At 65.3% G+C, this 17,174-nt stretch carries 17 protein-coding genes and 1 pseudogene; 12 read left to right on the top strand and 6 right to left on the bottom strand.

The annotated features are described in order from the left end of the window. The first annotated feature begins 12 nt into the window (after positions 1-12). The gene (locus tag ACP7AD_RS13905) at positions 13-573 is read left to right on the top strand and encodes a NifU family protein (protein ID WP_426148329.1); all 561 of its coding nucleotides are present in this window, start codon (positions 13-15) and stop codon (positions 571-573) included. Between the two features lie 473 nt (positions 574-1,046). On the opposite strand, the gene ACP7AD_RS13900 is transcribed toward ACP7AD_RS13905, so the two are convergent. Further along, on the bottom strand, positions 1,047-1,469 hold the full coding sequence (locus ACP7AD_RS13900) for a hotdog fold thioesterase (protein ID WP_426148328.1): 423 nt from the start codon (positions 1,467-1,469) through the stop codon (positions 1,047-1,049). 128 nt (positions 1,470-1,597) lie between these two features. On the opposite strand from ACP7AD_RS13900, the gene ACP7AD_RS13895 reads away from it, so the two are divergent. Continuing rightward, positions 1,598-2,893, top strand: a complete 1,296-nt coding sequence (locus tag ACP7AD_RS13895) for a hypothetical protein (protein WP_426148327.1) — start codon at positions 1,598-1,600, stop codon at positions 2,891-2,893. A 132-nt stretch (positions 2,894-3,025) separates the two neighbouring features. Continuing rightward, a complete protein-coding gene (locus ACP7AD_RS13890) occupies positions 3,026-3,409 on the top strand; it encodes a hypothetical protein (RefSeq protein ID WP_426148326.1) in 384 nt (127 codons plus the stop codon). A 163-nt stretch (positions 3,410-3,572) separates the two neighbouring features. Here the strand turns inward: ACP7AD_RS13890 and ACP7AD_RS13885 are convergent, their stop codons facing one another. From ACP7AD_RS13885 to ACP7AD_RS13875, 3 genes are all read right to left on the bottom strand, one after another. Next, on the bottom strand, positions 3,573-4,859 hold the full coding sequence (locus ACP7AD_RS13885) for a solute carrier family 23 protein (protein ID WP_426148325.1): 1,287 nt from the start codon (positions 4,857-4,859) through the stop codon (positions 3,573-3,575). 109 nt (positions 4,860-4,968) lie between these two features. Next, on the bottom strand, positions 4,969-6,456 hold the full coding sequence (locus tag ACP7AD_RS13880) for an iron-containing redox enzyme family protein (protein WP_426148323.1): 1,488 nt from the start codon (positions 6,454-6,456) through the stop codon (positions 4,969-4,971). A 122-nt stretch (positions 6,457-6,578) separates the two neighbouring features. Then, a complete protein-coding gene (locus ACP7AD_RS13875; RefSeq protein ID WP_426148322.1) occupies positions 6,579-7,520 on the bottom strand; it encodes a methyltransferase in 942 nt (313 codons plus the stop codon). Positions 7,521-7,828: 308 nt separating this feature from the next. Between ACP7AD_RS13875 and ACP7AD_RS13870 the strand changes: the two genes are divergently transcribed. The 5 genes and pseudogenes from ACP7AD_RS13870 to ACP7AD_RS13850 all read left to right on the top strand — a co-directional run. Further along, the gene (locus tag ACP7AD_RS13870) at positions 7,829-9,073 is read left to right on the top strand and encodes an efflux RND transporter periplasmic adaptor subunit (RefSeq protein WP_426148321.1); all 1,245 of its coding nucleotides are present in this window, start codon (positions 7,829-7,831) and stop codon (positions 9,071-9,073) included. 21 nt (positions 9,074-9,094) lie between these two features. Next, positions 9,095-10,357, top strand: coding sequence for an ABC transporter permease (locus ACP7AD_RS13865; protein WP_426148320.1), 1,263 nt, complete (start codon positions 9,095-9,097; stop codon positions 10,355-10,357). Between the two features lie 100 nt (positions 10,358-10,457). Beyond that, positions 10,458-10,787: a type II toxin-antitoxin system RelE/ParE family toxin gene (locus ACP7AD_RS13860; RefSeq protein WP_426148319.1), complete on the top strand. Its 330-nt coding sequence runs from the start codon at positions 10,458-10,460 to the stop codon at positions 10,785-10,787. Next, a complete protein-coding gene (locus tag ACP7AD_RS13855; protein ID WP_426148318.1) occupies positions 10,780-11,103 on the top strand; it encodes a helix-turn-helix domain-containing protein in 324 nt (107 codons plus the stop codon). Before ACP7AD_RS13860 ends, ACP7AD_RS13855 begins: the two co-directional genes overlap by 8 nt. Continuing rightward, positions 11,103-11,579: pseudogene (locus tag ACP7AD_RS13850) on the top strand (DUF1016 N-terminal domain-containing protein); the annotation flags it as partial. The gene ACP7AD_RS13855 and the pseudogene ACP7AD_RS13850, both read left to right, overlap by 1 nt. A 97-nt stretch (positions 11,580-11,676) precedes the next feature. Here the strand turns inward: ACP7AD_RS13850 and ACP7AD_RS13845 are convergent. Further along, entirely contained in the window at positions 11,677-12,345 is a 669-nt protein-coding gene (locus ACP7AD_RS13845; protein ID WP_426148317.1) for a phosphatase PAP2 family protein, read from the bottom strand. Between the two features lie 189 nt (positions 12,346-12,534). Here ACP7AD_RS13845 and ACP7AD_RS13840 point away from each other — a divergent pair, with 189 nt between their 5' ends. The 3 genes from ACP7AD_RS13840 (at position 12,535) to ACP7AD_RS13830 (ending at position 14,411) form a co-directional block, all read left to right on the top strand. After that, complete coding sequence (locus tag ACP7AD_RS13840; protein WP_426148316.1) at positions 12,535-13,230, top strand: ABC transporter ATP-binding protein; 696 nt, start codon at positions 12,535-12,537, stop codon at positions 13,228-13,230. A gap of 444 nt (positions 13,231-13,674) precedes the next feature. Beyond that, positions 13,675-14,112, top strand: a complete 438-nt coding sequence (locus tag ACP7AD_RS13835; RefSeq protein ID WP_426148315.1) for a hypothetical protein — start codon at positions 13,675-13,677, stop codon at positions 14,110-14,112. 2 nt (positions 14,113-14,114) lie between these two features. Then, on the top strand, positions 14,115-14,411 hold the full coding sequence (locus tag ACP7AD_RS13830) for a hypothetical protein (protein ID WP_426148314.1): 297 nt from the start codon (positions 14,115-14,117) through the stop codon (positions 14,409-14,411). A gap of 79 nt (positions 14,412-14,490) precedes the next feature. Here ACP7AD_RS13830 and ACP7AD_RS13825 read toward each other — a convergent pair whose 3' ends face one another. Beyond that, a complete protein-coding gene (locus tag ACP7AD_RS13825; RefSeq protein WP_426148313.1) occupies positions 14,491-14,823 on the bottom strand; it encodes a four-helix bundle copper-binding protein in 333 nt (110 codons plus the stop codon). A 266-nt stretch (positions 14,824-15,089) separates the two neighbouring features. On the opposite strand from ACP7AD_RS13825, the gene ACP7AD_RS13820 reads away from it, so the two are divergent. Further along, a complete protein-coding gene (locus ACP7AD_RS13820; RefSeq protein ID WP_426148312.1) occupies positions 15,090-17,174 on the top strand; it encodes an acetoacetate--CoA ligase in 2,085 nt (694 codons plus the stop codon).

Raw genomic sequence — 17,174 nt, 5'->3', positions numbered from 1 at the left:
CAGGAGATTCAGATGCCGAAAATTGCCGAAATAGACGACACCCCGAACCCGAACGCGGTCAAGTTCACGCTCCACGAGCCGTTGACCTGGGGTGTTTCGCATTCCTACGAGAACGCAGAACAGGCCCAGGGCGACGCGCTGGCGTCGTCGCTGTTCGCTATTCCCCATGTCAGCAACGTGTTCTACGTGGACCGCTGGCTCACCGTGACGCAGGACGGCGGCGCCGACTGGCCCGAGCTGGTGCGGCTGATTGCCGTGCCGCTGCGCGCCGCGCCGGCCGCCGCCACGCAGTCGGCCGCTGCCGTGTTTGCCGCGCGCGCGTCCATCGACGACATGAGCGAGGAGGACCAGGCGCGGCTGGAAGTCATCAGCGAGCTGCTCGATGAGCGCATCCGGCCGTCGCTGCAAGCCGACGGCGGCGACCTGCATGTGGTCGGCCTGTCCGGCAACTACCTCAGCATCCACTACCAGGGCGCCTGCGGCAGCTGCCCGAGCTCGATCTCCGGCACGCTGGGCGCCATCGAGAACCTGGTGCGAACGATCGAGCCGGACCTCGCCGTGGTGGCGGTGTAGCCTGCCGCCGGGGCAGGCCGGCAGACGAACCTCCGTTTCAAACGCCAGGATCTGGCAAACAATAACGTTCCGTCATTCCCGCGCAGGCGGGAATCCAGCGCCACGGGCTGAAACGCTCAAACGTGTCTGGATACTAGCCTGCGCGGGTATGACGCAGGGAAGTTATGACTGACCACGTCCTATGCAGATGCCGCCCATGCCATGAGCTTTGTGCAGGCCTTCTCGGCTCCGCTGGTGCGCAGCTCCTGCCATGCCGACCAGCAGGCGCATGCGGCCGGCGTGTTTCAAGGCTTGGCTTGCCAGGCCCCCTGACGCGTTCTGGCGCGGGCGGCTCACCGAAGCCGGCCGGACCGCATAATGCTATGCATTCAATAGCTGCTTGCGCCCGCCTAGATTGCGCAAAAGCCTGAAATGACGTAAAAATTCAGGCTGGCGCTGGCTAGACCCGGCCCGGCCAGCACCGATTCAACCGGTCATTTCGCTGCCAGCACCGCTATCGTGATGCGCGACACGCAGGTCAGCTCGCCGGCGTCGTTGGTCAACTCGATGGCCCAGACCTGCGTGCTGCGGCCGATGTGCACCGGCCGGGCGATGCCCGTGACCCAGCCGCCGGTCGTTCCCAACAGGTGGTTGGCATTGATGTCCAGACCCACGACACGCTGGCCGGGCAGCGCGCAATAGGCCGCGCCGCACGAGCCCAGGGTTTCGGCCAGCACCACCGACACGCCGCCGTGCAGCAGGCCGTAGGGCTGGACGGTGCGCGCATCGACCGGCACGCGGGCGCGGATGAAGTTGTCGCCGACTTCGAGGAACTCGATGCCCAGGTGGCTGACGGCGGTGCCGGCGCTGGACGCGGTCAGCAATTCAACAGAGATGGGCTGCTTCCAGATGCGCATAGGGTTCCCGATCGGTAAAGCAAGCCACTATAAGGTCGGCGCCTACAGCCGATGGGCGGTTTGTCGCGCCGCAGGCACGGCAGGCCGGTTTTAAGCTGGCAATCATGTCGATGGCTGCTTTCGCCCCCATGACGCGCGCCCGCCGATGGCTGCTGGGCGCGGGCATCTTCGCGGGCTTGCTGGTGCTGCTGGCCGTGGTGGTGGTCCGCCTGATTCCCTCAAGCGAAGAACTGGCCCGGCGCCTCTCTGGCGAACTCGAAGCGGCGCTGGGCGTTCCGGTCAGCATCGGCGCGCTGCACTGGCGCCTGCTGCCTTCGCCTTCGGTGGTGATTGAAAACGCGGCCACCGGCCAGCCGCAGCCGATTGAAGTCAAGCGCCTGAGCGTCTGGCTGGACACGTCCGCGCTCTGGCAGCGGCGGCTGAAGGTCGAGCGTGCGCTGGTAGCGGGCGCGGTGCTGCCGCAGTTGTCGCTGCGCGGGCTTGGCCGTCCGCCGGCAGCCTCGGCGCCGCTAGAAGCAAAGACCTTCACGCTCGACGGCCTGCCGCCGGCGCGCATCGAGTTCCGCGACGTGACCTGGGTGTCGCGCCGGGGCATTCGCCTGGTGTACGACGGCGAAGCCGATTTCGACGCCGGCTGGCGGCCGCGCACCGCCGCGCTTCGCCGCCCTGGCACCAGCCCGCCGGCCGAAATGGCGCTTGCCCGCCAGGGGCAGGACGACCGCTGGGAGGTGAAAAACACCGTCGGCGGCGGCACCGCCCATGGCGATATGCAACTGCAAACCGGTGCCGACGGCGGGCTGCGCCTGGCCGGAAAACTGCAGCCGCGCCACATCGACATCGTCAGCACGCTGCAGGCCTTTGGCCGCCGCTCCGTCGTGGCAGGCAAGCTGTCGGGCGACACCACGCTGTCGGCCAGGGGCAGCAATCTGGTCGACATCGCCTGGTCGCTGCACACCACCACCAGGTTCAGCGTGGGCCCCGCGACGCTGCTGCGCTTTGACGTGGGCAAGGCCATCCGCAGCCTGGGCCGCGAGCATGACGGAAGCACGCCGCTCGACGCCATCAGCGGCCAGATCGACACGCAGAACACGCCGCAAGGCATGGTGGTGACCTTCACTGGCCTGAAAATGCGTTCGGGCGCGCTCAGCGCCACGGGCAAGGCGCGGGTCGCCAACCGGCAGATCGACGCCGAACTGGCGGTGGACCTGGTCGATGGCGTGGTCGGCGTTCCCTTGACCCTCAGCGGCCCAGTGGACAAGGTGCGGGTAGCGGTGCCCCCAAGCGCCCTGGCGGGTGCGGCCGTGGGAACGGCGGTGCTGCCGGGCGTCGGCATAGCCATAGGCGCCCGCATCGGGTCGGCGATTGGCAAGCTGCTCGGTTCGGAGCCCGAGGACAAGCGGCGCCTTGCGCCTGTCGAGAAGTAGCGCTGCTCAAAAGGGCGCTCCGATTTTGCTGCTGTCTGTCTGTCTGTCAGGCAAGGCCTGAATTGGCCTATTTTTGCAGGGTTCTGCTAAGCTTTGCCGTTTTCAACGGGCGCACTTGCGCAGGCCTTGACCATGTCACAACACCCCACCGCCCTTCTCACGCCCACGTCGCTGGAACGCGCGCTGGACCAGAACGAAGCCATCCAGGAAACGGTCTGCCAGTCGGCGGCCGAATTGTGCGTGATCCATGCGGTGCTGCAGCAAGAAGTGCCAGACCATCTCAAGACTGGCGATGTGGCGCAGGCCCTGCAGAAAACCGACGAGCTTGAAGAACGCATCCAGGCCTCTGCCGACAAGCTGGGACAGGTCAACCATGCGCTGAAGGAAGAAATCCAGGTGCGCGTTGAACTTGAGCAGCAACTGGCCTCGGCCCAGGCCGCGCTGGAGCAGGCGCAAAGCGCCGGACAAAACAGCCCGCCGGACAGGCCACGTGGCAAGCCGCAGGCTTCCTGCTAGCGCGTATCGAGTCAAGCCATTTTTAGCATTAAATAGGTTGTTTGCGCACGACCAGCATGCGCAAGCAGCTATAAATTAAGAAGCAAAATAGCGCCAGGGGCCAAGTGCCTTGATGGAAATAGCCGGGCGGTTTGACGCTGGCGCCACGCCTTCTCTTCCCCCCTTACTTTCTGCGGTCGAGCAGCGCGTACAGCAAAATCGCGCCGAAGGTGGCGGTGCCAATGCCGCCAAGCGCGAACTGGCCGAACTTCAGCGTGAAATCGCCGGTGCCCAGCACCAGGGTGATCGCAGCGACCAGCAAATTCTTGTTGTCCGAGAAATCAACCTTGTTCACGACCCAGATCCTGGCGCCGGCGACCGCGATCAGGCCGAACACCACGATGCTCACGCCGCCCATCACCGGCAGCGGAATCGCCTGGATCAGCGCGCCGAACTTGGGGCTGAAGCCCAGCACCACCGCAACCAGCGCCGCAAAGACGAACACCGCCGTCGAGTAGATCTTGGTGGCCGCCATCACGCCGATGTTTTCGGCGTAGGTGGTCACGCCGGTGCCGCCGGCGCTGCCCGACACCATGGTCGCGATGCCGTCGCCGATGAAGGCGCGGCCCATGTAGATGTCCAGGTTCTTGCCGGTCATGGCCGTCACCGCCTTGATGTGACCCAGATTCTCGGCCACCAGAATCACCACCACCGGAACGATCAGCAGCATCGCATTGGCGCTGAACACCGGCGCGGCAAAGCCCGGCAGGCCGAACCAGTCGGCGTTGGCGATGCCAGACAGGTCAATGGGTTTGCCCAGGCCCAGACCGTTGGTTAGCAGCGCATAGATCAGCGACGAAATGACCAAGCCGATCAGGATCAAGAGGCGCTGCAGCATGCCGCGCGTCATCACCGCCACCAGCGCCACGCTGACGAAGGTGACGACCTGCATCCACGAATCAAAATTGCTGGCCGCCATGTTCTTGATCGGGATGCCGGCCAGGTTCAGGCCAATGACCGCCACCACCGCGCCGGTCACCACCGGCGGCATGACCCGCTCGATCCAGCGCGTGCCAACCAGCTGCACCAGCGCGCCAATGGCCGCATACACCGCGCCGCAGGCGATGATGCCGCCCAGCGCCACGCCGATGTTGGCGTTTGGCCCCTTGCCGGCGTAACCCGTCGCCGCAATCACCACGCCGATGAAGGCAAAGCTCGACCCAAGATAGCTGGGCACCTTGCCGCCGGTGACGACAAAGAAAATCAGCGTGCCGATGCCGCTCATCAAAATGGCGATGTTGGGGTCGAAGCCCATCAGCAGCGGCGCCAGCACGGTGGCGCCAAACATCGCAATCACGTGCTGCACGCCCATCAGAGCCGTCTGCGGCCAGGGCAGCCGTTCGTCCGGCCCGATCACGCCGCCTTGCCCCAGCACCGCGCTGCTTTTTTCCGTCCAGTCCAGCATGCCCATTGATTGCTCCAGTTTTACAAATGGGGCAATGCTAGCGGTAGTTTCGCCCTGACCAGAAAAAATCGTCCGTCATTCCCGCGCAGGCGCGCCGGCCGGAAAGAAGGATGCTTCAGGCTGCCAATTGCATGAAGCGGCGGGTCGCGTACAGGCCTGCCGGCGTCCAGTGCAGGTCGGGCGCCATGGCCCGGACCAGCCATTGCCGATGCGCCTTAGCATCAACGCTCGCGGCGAGTTCGGCCTTCAGCGCCTGAAGGTCGGGGTCCGGTGCTTCGTCCTTCAAGCTGTCAAGGCCTTTCAGGTGGCCGGGATTGGAAGGACCGGCCTGATGCAGTGCCAGTCGCGACTGCGCACGGAAGCTGGCGCGTCGTCGGCCGGAGAGCAGAGCCGGTTCATCGTGCGCCTGGCCGTCGGCGCTGGCGTTGCCGCGAATCCAGTCGTGGATGACCTGCAGTTCATAGGGGCTGAACACGCCGAACATTTCTGCCTTGTCGCCCTGCAGCAGTTTCCAGAAGCGGCTTGCGTGCGCCGGTGCATTGCGCTTGATCCAGCCCGCCTGCTCCAGCGCCGCCAGAAAGGCCGGAATGCCGTCAGGCTGCGCCAGCCAGTCATTGACGCTGCGCCCCGCCACGCGGCAATAGTCGGAATGCGCGCCCTGGCCTGACATGCGCTTGCGCGAAAGGATGTTTTCCACTTCGCGCTGAATGTCAAAGCCGGCAATCACCTCGGTCGTGCCGACGCCGGCATTGCTGAGCTTGCAGCCGCTTTGCACGCGCCGCCAGAAATGGGCGTTGTTGTCAAAGCGCGGCAGCGTGTCATGCACTGCCTGCACCGCCCGCTGCGCATGGCCGCTGTCGGCGTTGTCCACCGTGATGTGCAGGGTGAAGTAATACGGGTCAATGCCCAGTTCGTTCAATTCGTAGGCGGTGATCAACAGATGCAGCGGCAGCTGTTCATAACCCAGGTTGAAACCGATGAGCTCGGGCAGGAATTCATCGGCGTTCCATCCGAGCGCCAGCTGCAGCGCGCCCTGCGTGTAAAGCGCATCCGGCAGGCCGTGCAGCGGATTCAGGCCATGGCGCTCCAGCAGCTTGCGGTAGAGCACCACGTGGTTCTTGTCGGCGCGGCCTTCGCCGAGTTCCTCTACATACGTGGCGATCAGGTCGGTGAAACGCGGATTTTGCGCATGCGCCAGCAGGCCGAACAGCCAGGCGCCATCGACCAGCTTGGTCGGCGCCACGGCACGCAAAAAGTACAGCGCATGGGCGCGGTTCTGAAAATACCGGCGCGGCGCACCCGCCTTGCGCACTTCAAGGTACTCGCGGTAGCTGGTGCCCGCGCGCTGCGCCGATTCATGCATCCAGGCGGCCAGGCCGTCGCGCGAGTCGGGGAGGTCGGTCTGGTCGGCTTGCGCCGCGTGCAATGCTTGGCGCAAAAAGGCAATGGCGTCGCCTCTGGCGCTGTCATCGGGCGGGCCGCCGGCCAGCCGGTCATAAAGCTGACGCGTCCTGTCGTTGGGCGCCGCCATGCGCCTGGGCGATGCGACAGGGCCGGTGGCCGCGTCGCCTGGCAAGGTCCATTCATGAGCTGCAACAAACATTCATATTTTCTGAAGTTGAAGAGCTTTGAGTCTGGACCAGACAGCACTGCCGTTTTATAGGTTCGCGGCCCTATTGCCCGTGGGCGCTTTCCTACCGGCGGCGTCAGGGCAATCCAGCGCTTTCAGGCGGGCAGGGTCGCCACCAGCGCCACGGCGGCGATGCGTTCGGCATCGGCATAGGTCGGGGCATCGAGCTCCTCGCCGAACACGTCCGGATCGATCTCTCGGTAGCTGAAAAGGCAGCCGGCGCGCTCAAGCAGCGACGCCACCTCGTCCAGAAAGGGGTCGCGGCCCTCGACGATGGGCGCCCCGGTGTACAGCACCAGCCGCCCGCCCGGTGCCAGATGCGCCAGGCTTTGCGTCACGATCCGCACCGACAGGCCGCTGCCCAGCGCGCCGCCGCCGTGCCGGTAGGCGCGTTCGCCCGCATCGACCATATAGGGCGGATTGGCGACGATGAGATCGAAGCGGCCTTCCAGCGATGCAAACAGGTCGCTTTGCGCAAAGCGCACATCCGCCAGGCCCGCCAGTTGCGCATTGGCGCCGGCAAACGCCAGCGCCTGCGGGTTGATGTCGCCCAGAAACAGCTGGAAATCGGGGCTGGCCAGCGCCGCGGCGATGCCGCCAGGGCCGGCGCCGCAGCCGATGTCCAGGATGCGCGCACCCGGGCGCAAGGGCTGGCGCGCCAGCTCGGCCTGGATCAGCGACACGAAACGGTAGGTGTCGGGGCCGAAGAACACCGCATCCGCCTCCACCGTCGGATAGGCCGAATGCGCGTAAAGCTGGCCGCCCAGCGTGGAAAAACGCACTTTGCTGCGCAGCCGCTCGCCGTTTTGCTCCAGCAGGCCGGCGCCGCTCAGCCAGTCCAGCGCGTTGACGGGCAGCAAGCCGGGCGCAAATGGCCGGCTCCAGCCAAACACATCGCGCAGACTGCGCGCCATGCCAGCGCCGCTGCGCGCATTGACCCGTGCATGCGTGGCCGGCGTGACGGTCGTGAACTGGTAGCCAGCGGCTTGCAGCCAGCGGCCCAGCAGCACCAGTGCGTCGGAAAGGGAAAAGGTCATGGGCGGTGAATCAGTTAAAAAGATGACTCGCCACACTCTAGACGCCCTGGGCGCCGCCGCCTGTCGGCAAGCCCGCCAAAGGCGCGTAGGAAGCAGCAGGCGCTTGGCGCGGCATCATGGCCTTCAATGCATGATGCTTGTGTGCTACTGAATTAATAGCTGTTAATGCCCGCTGAGATTGCGCAAACAGCATTTTTTATGCTTAAAAGGTAATAAAAAAGCGGCCGACGGCCGGCAGCGGCGCATTTCAGCCGCGCCTTGACCCAGCACAGCCTGGCGCGGCCGTTCAACTGCTACGCTTGCCGGCTATGAAACCTCTTGTCAAATGGGGCATCGGCGCGGTGCTGGTGCTTGCCCTGGCCGCCGCCGCAGTCGTGTCCAACCGGCGCGGCACGCCGGTGCAGCAGGTAGCGGTGGCGCGCACCGGCATCGTCCAGTCGGTCGTCGCCACCGGGCGGCTCAACGCCCCGGCGCGCATGGACATTGGAGCCGAGGTCACCGCCACCGTGCTCGACGTACGAGTGCGCGAAGGCGACCGCGTCAAGGCCAGCGATCTGCTGCTGCGTCTGTCGGATGCCGAAGCCCGCGCCGCCTTGCAGCAGGCCCGCGCGTCCTTGGGGGAAGCGCGTGGCCGCGCCCTGCAGCAGTCCACGGTGGCCGCGCCCGTCGCCAGCCAGGCGGTGGTGCAGGCCGAAGCCGCGTTCACCGCTGCCGAGCGCGAGCACCAGCGCGCCCGCGACTTGGTGGCGCAAGGCTTCTTTTCGCAGCAAAAGCTCGACGATGCCCGGCGCGCACTCGACACGGCCAGAAGCGCGCTGCAGTCGGCCCGGGTGCAGGCGCAGGCCAACCAGCCCAGCGGCATCGAGCGCACGCTGGCTGTGTCGCGCATCGACCAGGCGCTGGCGGCGGTCGGCGTGGCCGAGGCGCGGCTGGCCCGCCTGCGCATCATCAGCCCGGTCGATGCCATCGTGCTGACGCGCAACGTCGAGCCTGGCTCCATGGCCCAGCCTGGCCATGTGCTGTTGACGCTGGCCGCGCAGGGCGGCACGCGGATCGACGCCAATGTCGATGAAAAAAACCTGCGACTGCTCACCCCCGGCATGCCCGCCAAGGCGGTGGCCGATGCCTATCCCGGCCAGTCCTTCGACGCGCAGCTCAACTACATCGCCCCGGCCATCGATCCGCAGCGCGGCACGGTCGAGGTTCGGCTCGCCGTGCCGAACCCGCCGCCCTTCCTGCGGCCCGACATGACGGTGTCGGTCGAGCTGGTCGGCGGCCTGAAAAAGGATGCGCTGGTGCTGCCTTCGGGCGCGGTGCGCGACGCCGACCGCGAAGCGCCCTGGGTGCTGGCGCTGCAAGGCGGCGTGGCGGTGCGCGTGCCCGTCAAGCTGGGGCTGCGCGGCATCGGTTCGGTGGAAATCCTTGACGGCTTGAAAGAAGGCGATGCGGTGATTCCCCAAACCGAAAAAGCCATTGCCGGCGACCGCGTGCGGCCCGGCCCGGTGCTCGCGCCCGCCAAGGGCATGGAAACGCCGTCCTTCATTTCGCGCTGACCTTTTTCCGGACTGGACACCATGCTTTCGCGCCACCGCCCCGCCCTGAGTTCCTGGACCCGCTGGATGCCGTTCGAGCTGCTGGTGGCGCTGCGCTTTTTGCGCGAAGGGCGCATGCAGAGCGTCTTGATCCTGGCCGGCGTGACCGGCGGCGTCGCGGTCATCATCTTTTTGACGCAGCTCATCAACCAGCTGCAATCGACCATCATCGACCGCGTGCTGGGCTCGCAGGCGCATGTGGTGATCCGCCCGCTGGAAGAAGTCACGCAGCGCGTGCTCGCACCCAGCGCCGACCGCGCCGTGGCCGCCGTGGTGCAGCCGCGCGACCAGCGCCTGCGCTCGGTGGACCAGTGGGAGCGCATCGCCGCCCTGGCCGCCGCCACCCCCGGCGTGCTGGCGGTGTCGCCCGTGGTCAGCGGCCCGGCCTTTGCATCGCGCGGCAACAGCAACAAGAGCGTCGCCCTGCTCGGCGTGCAGCCCGACGCCTACCGGCGCGTGGTGAAGATGGACGACTACATGACGCGCGGCCGCTTCGACGTGACCGGCACCCATGCCCTGATCGGCACCGACCTGGCCAGCGACCTGGGCATAACGGTGGGCGACAAGCTGCGCGTGACCAGCGCCAGCGGCCGCAGCGAAACGCTGGACATCACCGGCCTGTTCGACATGGGCAACCGGGACCTGAACCGGCGCTGGGTCTTCGTCACGCTCAAGCTCGCGCAGACGCTGCTCGACCTGCCAGGCGGCGTGTCCAACATCGACCTGACGGTGAAGGATTTGTTCGGCGCCAACGAGGTCGCCGACGCCGTGCGCGCCCAGACCCATCTCACGGTGGACAGCTGGATGCAGACCAATTCCGGCCTGCTCAACGCGCTAAGCAACCAGACGGTGTCGAACAACCTGATCCGCAGTTTTGTCGTGATCATCGTGGCGCTCGGCATTTCCAGCGTGCTGGTCGTCAGCGTGGTGCAAAAGCAGCGCGAAATCGGCATCCTGCGGGCCATGGGCACTGGGCGGCGCCGCATCATGACCGTGTTTTTGCTGCAGGGCGGGCTGGTCGGGCTGGCCGGCTCGGTGCTCGGCTCGGCGCTGGCGTTTGGCCTGCTGGTGGTGTTTTCGCGCGTCTTCAAAAGTCCTGACGGCAGCTCGCTGTTTTCGGCGCAGCTCGACCCTATGCTGGTGCTGCTGGCGTCGGTGGTGGCCTGCGGCGTGGGGCTGGCGGCGGCAGCGATTCCGGCGCGCAGTGCGGCGCGGATGGACCCGGTGCAGGCGATACGGGCTTGAGAAGTAGCCGGGCGACACATCCCCGAAAAACTGTGAAACCCAGCACTGCATACGAGGTAATTCCATCATGACTTTATACGCCAATGACGTATAATTTATCATGTTGACCGTCGTTGAAACCCCCATTTTCCAGCGCACTTGGCCCCACTACTGGACAGAAGAAGAGCGCGGCGAGTTCTGTGCCTACATTGCAGTGAACCATGAGGCGGGCGATGTGGTTGCCCAGTCAGGCGGCGTGCGCAAGGTTCGCTGGAGCCGTGCCGGCTCCGGCAAGTCTGGCGGCGTTCGGGTGATCTATTTCACCCGCACCGAAGCCGGCGAAGTTGTTTTGTTGATCATGTACGCCAAGAGCAAGCTGGACACGCTCAAGGCATCCACCTTGAAGGAGTTGAAAAATGCCATCGAAAAAAGTCTCAAGGCCCATGACTGACGCCGAACTGGAGGCGTGGGAGTCAAGCCGCGACCTTGAAGCCGAATTGATCGAGTCGGTGCGCCAGATGACCGATGGCAAGACTTCGCTGGCTTACTCCCCTGTTATCGCTGCGCGCAAAGCCTCTGGTTTTTCCCAGGCCCAGTTCGCCGTCCTGCTGGGCGTGTCGGTCAGAACGCTGCAGGGTTGGGAGCAAGGGCGCCGACAACCCACGGGTGCGGCCAAAACGCTGATCGCCATCGCGCAAAGGAACCCGGAGGTGCTTGTCGCGCTTGCCGATGACGAGCAGTTTGCCCTTGCGGGTTCAATTATTTGATGCACAGCCTGACCCCGCCCCCCGCCGGCTATGCCGACTGGCTGGCTGACCTGAAGGGCCGTATCCACACCGCCCAGCAGCGCGCCACGCTGGCGGTCAATCGCGAACTGGTACTGCTGTACTGGCAGATCGGGCAAGACATTCTGGCGCGCTAGAGCGCGCAGGGCTGGGGCGCCAAGGTGATCGAGCGGCTGGCACATGATTTGCGCACCGCCTTTCCCGAGATGAAGGGGTTTTCCCGCGCCAACCTGATGTACATGCGTGCCTTTGCCCAGGCCTGGCCGGATGCCGCAATTGTCCAACAGGCTGTTGGACAATTGCCTTGGGGGCATAACCTGGTGTTGCTGACGCGGCTGAAAGATCAGCAGCAGCGCCTGGCTTATGCCCAAAGTGCCATCCAGCACGGGTGGTCACGCAACATGCTGGACATACATATTGAAACCCGCCTGCTGGAGCGCACCGGCACTGCTGGCACAGGCTGATTTTGGCGGCCTCAACAGCGGCCCGATTGCAGGCGGGCAACAAGCCATGGCAATGGTGTCAGCCGGGTTTGACTTGCCCGGCCATGCGCCATCAGCACGCAAGGGCGTTTTGGCGGCGTGCCGGGTGCAGCAGGTCGCTGCGCTGGAACGGCGTCTCGTTGCCGGACATGGCCACGGCCAGGCGTATGACGAAAGAATGTGTCGGGGAGGCATGCAGTTTGAAAGGCATGACCGCCACCCACGCCAACAACAGGACCGGCACGATGGGCCGAATCACGATGGCCGAGGTTTCGGAAAGCGCCAGCGCCACGGCGCTCACCGCGCCGCCGACGGCCCATCCGGCCAGCACTTCGGACCAGGAATGCGCGCCCACTTCGATTCGGCTCAGGCCCACCACCAGCGCCAGTGCGCAGCCCAGCGCGAGCGACAGCCGGTGAGCGCCGCGCCACCGGCCGGAGAAAAAAGTGACCATCAGCACGGGGTAGATTGCCGAGGCGAACATCGCATGCCCCGATATGCCCGTGAAGTCGATGTCGGCCCAGCCGATGCCCCAGCCGATGAAGGCAACCTTGCTGGCGGTGGTGATGACGGTGGCCAGGATGATGAGCGTCATCCAGATCAAGGCCAGCTTGCGTGTGCTGGCGCGCGCGAGCAAGGCAAGCATGGTCAGCGCTGCGGCGGGCAAAAGGATTTGCGCTTCGCCAAGCCGGGTCAGCAGGTGCCAAGGTGCCAGGGAATACAGGGAGTCCAGAAGAGTCATGCGTTAATTTTAGGGGAATACCCTGTCCGGCACGCAGGTGCAGGGTACCCAGCCGACGGTTTCAAAAAGCTGAAAGGGCTGATTTCAGCCTTCGGACCTGCAAGGCTTGAAAATCCAGGTTTTGACCTGTTGCAGTTCCTGGCGATGCGCTTGAAGTACTGCGACCCAAGCGTTGACAATAGCCAGCGCATGACCACCCCACCAGACCCCATCCTGCGCCTCGCCGACATCCACCGCAGCTACAACGTCGGCACCGATGTTGAAACCGAGGTGCTGCACGGCATTTCCATCGCGCTGCAGAGCGCCGAGTTCGTCGCGCTCAAGGGGCCGTCGGGTTCGGGCAAAAGCACGCTGCTCAACATCATCGGCCTGCTGGAGCGGCCGACCTCGGGCCTGCTCGAAATCGCCGGCCAGCCCACCGGGTCACTTGACGATGCCGGCCTGACGAAACTGCGCGGCGCGACCATCGGCTTCGTGTTCCAGTTCCATCATCTACTGCCGGCCTTTACCGCGCTGGAAAACGTGCTGATGCCGTCGATCATTGCCCACGGCACCGCCACGCTTGAAGCTGAAGCCAACGCGCGCGAACTGCTGGCGCGCGTCGGCCTGAAGGGCGCTGAATACAAGCGGCCCGGCGAGCTGTCGGGCGGCATGCAGCAGCGCGTGGCGATTGCCCGGGCGCTGTCGCTGCGGCCGCGCCTGATCCTGGCCGACGAGCCGACCGGCAACCTCGACACCGTGTCGGCCGACGAGGTGTTCAGCCTGCTGCGAGAATTCAACCGCGACCATGGCAGCGCCTGCCTGATCGTCACCCACGACCCGCGCCTGGCGGCGGGCTGCGACCGCATCATCGAACTGGTCGATGGGCGGCTGGTGTCCGCCTGATGCTATGAATAAAATAGCTGCATGCGCCCGTGCAATAAGCGCCAGAGCACTGAATGATGCTGAAAATCACCCGGTGGTGCCGAATTTTCAGCCTTCCCGGCCTGCAGAGTGCCGTTCTTGCCGCTGAAGCTGGCGCTTTCAGGTAAATTTCAAGCCAAATCGCCTGTTTGCGCATATGCTACGGTCGCAAGCAGCTATTATTTTTGATGATTAGGCGGTTTGGGTCGGGCGTGTCCATCGGTCCCATGCCGGGCGCTGCCTCCCTACGTTTTTCCGCACGCCAAAACTGCCGCGTGGGCCATGGCAAAGGCCGCATGCGCCATTTCCGGAGGCTTTGTAAATCCTCAGCCTACAGGGGAAGGGTATGCCGACCCACACGCATGCCTGAGCAGCGATAGTCCAATGTGCAGTGGCGCTGTTGCCAAGAAAATTTAAAGGACCGCCATGACTGACGACATCAAGACCCCCTCGCAGATTGCTGACGAGGCCAGGCAAGCCGGCCAGAATGCCGCCGATGCAGCGGGCCAGCTGGCCAACGAGGCGCAGGCCAATGCGGCCAGCACGGTGCAGGCGCTGCGTCCCGCCGTGGAGGAGGCCAAGGCCACCGGCCGCGACGCGCTGAACACGGCCAAGGTTTTGGCGGGCGATGCCAAGGCGATTGCCGGCGATGCCTGGAACACGGCGCGGAGCTACGCCAAAAACGCAGGCGGCGTGGCCGGCGAAAAGCTTGGCGACATCAAGGCCAAGGCGTCCAACTTTCAGGAAACCACTGCCCGCCGCATTGCGGATGAACCCCTCAAGGCCGTAGCCATTGGCATGGCCGCTGGTGCGCTGCTGGCCGCGCTGGTCATGCGCCGTGGGCGCGACAAAAAGGATTACTGAGCATGCAGCCGATGAAGCCGATGGTGCCCATGAAGCCCATGGCTGGCCTTGACTCAAGCTGGTGGCCCAAGGGGCTTTCCAGTCCTTCCAGCAGCGGCAGCCAGAACGGCGTGCGCTATGCTTTTTTTCCCGACCAGCGTCGCCTTGCGGTCGAGCAGGACGGGAACCTCAAGCAATACGACACCGGCGAGCACCGCATTTCCGGCGTGAGCCAGGCGCAAGGCAGCCAGGGCGGCGACCTGCGCTTCTCCAGCCAGAGCGGCGATGTCGATCTGGCAGCGCTCAAGGAAGTGCGCTGACGCACGCCGCCTGGCCGCGTGTCTTTGCACCACCAACGCGCCTTCTGAAATTACCGGCTTTTTCTGATTCCTGAGCTTGTCAGGCGGCGCTGGCCATGCGGCGGCATTCTTCCGCGCAGTTGAAGCAGACGGTGGCGCATTGCTGGCAGTGCTGCATCTCGTGCTGAATGCATTCTTCTGCGCAGGACTGGCAAATGTCGGCGCAGAGGTCGCAAATGGCAACGGCATGCACGCTGTCGCGGGCCATGGCTGCCGCCGCAAAGGCGCAGGCCTGGGCGCAATCGATGTCCAGCGCAATGCATTCCACCATCATTTCCACGTTATCTTCCTGCAGGCAGGCGGCGGCGCAGTGGTTGCATTCCGCAGCGCAGTCGTTGCAGGCCTGCAGGCAATCGGCGTACTGTTCTTGCATGTGAAATCCTTTCGTCAGGAGCGGGTGGGTGGATAAAAAGCCGGGGCAAAACCGGGCTTGAAAAAATAACTCCTGGCCCTTGATTTTTCAGGAAACGACCGGCTTGCCTGTAGGCGTTTTTCGTCTGGCTGCGTCGGCCATGCGGTCCGATAAGCGCACTGCTTGCCGCGAAGCAGGCACGCGGTGGTCCGGGTACGGCTGGCGACAGCAAAGCCCGCCCGACGCTGCTACGCTGACCGTTCATCACCCGCATGGAGACAACAGGCATGAACCAGACAAGCAAAGCGCCGCCCCATATTGCGCAAATCCGCCTCTACCAGGACTGGCTGCGTGAGCGTCATGGACTGGTGTTCGACAGCTACGACGCGCTCTGGCGCTGGTCCACCACCGAACTGGACACGTTCTGGCAAAGCATCTGGGATTATTTTGACCTGCAGTCGCCCACGCCGCACAGCGCGGCGCTGGCCCAGAACGTCATGCCCGGCGCCCGGTGGTTTCCCGGCGCGCAGGTCAACTATGCGCGCCAGGTGCTGCGCCATGTCGATGCCGCCCATGCCGCCCATGCCGCCGGGCTGCCGGCAGTCGTCAGCAGCAACGAAAAAGGCCAGCGCCGCGAACTGGGCTGGCCCGAGCTGCGCCGCCAGGTGGCCTCGCTGGCGCTGCACCTGCAGGCGCAGGGTGTGCGACCCGGCGACCGGGTGGCAGCGTATCTGCCGAACATTCCCGAGGCCATGGTGGCTTTCCTGGCGACGGTCAGCATCGGCGGCGTGTGGAGCCTGTGCGCGCCCGACATGGGCACGCACGCGGTGCTCGACCGCTTCCGGCAGATCGCGCCTGCGGTGCTGATCGCCTGCGACGGCGTGGCCCACGGCGGGCGCGACCATGACCGTCTTGGCGTGCTGGCCGAGTTGCAGGCGGCGCTGCCCAGCGTTCGGCACACGCTGCTGCTGGGTAATCTGGATGCTACGGTTTCAATAGCTGGTTGCGCAGGCTGGATAAGCGCAACAGCACGAAATGATGCACAAACCGCAGGTTTCGAACCGCTTTGGCTGGCGTTCGACCATCCGCTGTGGATCGTGTATTCCAGCGGCACGACCGGCCTGCCCAAGCCCATCGTCCACGGCCACGGCGGCATGCTGCTGGTGCAGCTGCAGCTCGGCGTTTTGCATAACGACGTCGGCTGCAGCTACCAGCCCAATTCCTTCGGCGAGCGCTACCACTGGTACAGCTCGACCGGCTGGGTGATGTGGAATGCGCAGCTGGCCGGCTTGCTGGGCGGCACGACCTGCGTGATCTACGACGGCAACCCCGGCGGCCCCCGGGACCGGCCCGACTGGACCACGCTCTGGCGCTTCGCCGCCGACACCGGCGTGACTTTCTTCGGCGCGGGCGCGGCGTTTTACGCCAGTTGCATGAAGGCCGGCATCACGCCTGCGCAATGCGGCGACCTGCGCGCCATCCGCGCGCTGGGCTCGACCGGCTCGCCGCTGAGCGCCGAGGTGCAGCAATGGGGTTCAGCCTTCATGGCCTCAGCCGGGGTCGAGGACATCTGGTGGTGCAACATCTCGGGCGGCACCGACTTCGCCGGCGCCTTCATCGGCGGCAACCGCGAGCTGCCGCAGACGCCCGGAAAAATGCAGTGCCGCATGCTGGGCGCCGCGGTCGAGGCCTGGAACGAAGCGGGCCAGCCGGTGATCGGCGAGGTTGGCGAGCTGGTCTGCACCCAGCCGATTCCGTCGATGCCGCTCTACCTCTGGGGCGACGACAGCGGCGCGCGCCTGCTGGCCAGCTATTTCGACATGTACCCGCCCGGCCACGGCCGCAGGCCCGGCGGCGGCGATGCCGGACCGGAGGCGGGCGCGGTCTGGCGCCATGGCGACTGGCTGAAGATCGACCCGGGGCTCGAAGGTGGCTGCGTGATCTACGGCCGGTCGGACGCGACCATCAACCGCCACGGCCTGCGCATGGGCACCAGCGAGCTGTACAGCGCCATTGAGGCGCTGCCCGAAGTGCTCGATTCGCTGGTGGTTGACCTGGAATACCTGGGCCGCGCCAGCTACATGCCGCTGTTCGTGGTGCTTCGGGGCGGCGCGGTGCTTGACGAAGGGATGAAGGCCAGGCTCCACCATGCCGTCAAGACCGCGCTGAGCCCGCGCTTCGTTCCCGACGACATCCTTCAGGTGGCTGAAATCCCGCGCACCCTGTCGGGCAAGAAGCAGGAGCTGCCGATCAAGAAGCTGCTGCTCGGCCAGCCGCTGGAGAAAGTCCTGAACCGCGACGCGATGGCCAACCCGCACTGCCTGGACTGGTTTGTGGCTTTTGCCCGGGAGCGGCTGGCGCAGCACGGCTGA

The organism is Polaromonas sp. DSP2-3-2b2 (assembly GCF_049895905.1).
Lineage (GTDB): Bacteria > Pseudomonadota > Gammaproteobacteria > Burkholderiales > Burkholderiaceae_C > Polaromonas.
The sequence above is the reverse complement of the archived record's forward strand: the minus strand, read 5'-3'. Positions and strand labels throughout refer to the sequence as shown.